The following is a 943-nucleotide window of genomic DNA, read 5'->3' as shown; positions in this document are numbered from 1 at the left end:
ATTGAATCCCATTACGGTACGTTCACTGGCTCCGATATTCGAGGTCATAACGAGGACAACATTGGCGAAATTGGCTTTAAAGCCCGTGTTATCGGTCAATGTCGCACTGTCCATCACCTGAAGCAATACATTGATCAAATCGGGATGAGCTTTTTCGATCTCATCGAGCAGTAATACCATGTACGGGTGCTTTCGTACGGTCTCGACCAGCAATCCCCCCTGCTCAAATCCTACATACCCCGGAGGGGCACCTATGAGACGGCTAAGGGCGTGTTTTTCCATGTATTCGGACATATCAAACCGCTCAAAATAGATCCCCATCGTTTCAGCCAACGATTTCGCCAACTCGGTTTTACCAACTCCGGTCGGACCGGAAAACAAAAAGGATGCGATCGGTTTATGGACAGCACTGAGGCCGGCGAACGAGCGTTTAATGGATTTGATCACCTGCTCAATCGCCTGATCCTGACCGATGACAAGCGCTTTAAGCTCTGTCTCCAAGGATGCGAGTTTTTCACGCTCATCCGTTCCCATTTTTGAAGTAGGTATCCCCGTCATTTTAGCAATTACCGTCTCAATATCATGCGGAGTAATCGTGGTACGTTTATGGGTTTTGAGATGAAATGATGCCCCGGCTTCATCGATCAAATCAATCGCCACATCCGGTAAAAAACGGTCGGTAATGTATTTTTTTGAGAGTTCTACCGCACTACGGAGCGCTTTATCGGTGTATTTTACCCCATGATGTTTTTCATACCGCGCGCGGAGTCCCTTGAGAATCAAAAAGCTCTCATCTGCACTCGGTTCTCCCACCTCGATACGAGAAAAACGACGGCTGAGAGCTCGATCTTTTTCAAACACCGTTCTATACTCGGCATGAGTCGTCGCCCCCATACCCTTGAGAATTCCCGAAGCGAGGGCTGGCTTGAGCTGATTCGATGCA

The 943-nt window shown here is 48.4% G+C and carries 1 protein-coding gene; it reads right to left on the bottom strand.

The window, feature by feature from the left end; genetic code table 11:
• The coding region (locus A3G19_RS05085; protein WP_294870942.1) for an AAA family ATPase at positions 1 to 943 on the bottom strand (943 nt) is incomplete at both ends.

It is taken from the genome of Sulfuricurvum sp. RIFCSPLOWO2_12_FULL_43_24 (genome assembly GCF_001829605.1).
GTDB lineage: Bacteria > Campylobacterota > Campylobacteria > Campylobacterales > Sulfurimonadaceae > Sulfuricurvum.
This window is presented reverse-complemented; position numbering and strand designations above follow the sequence as displayed.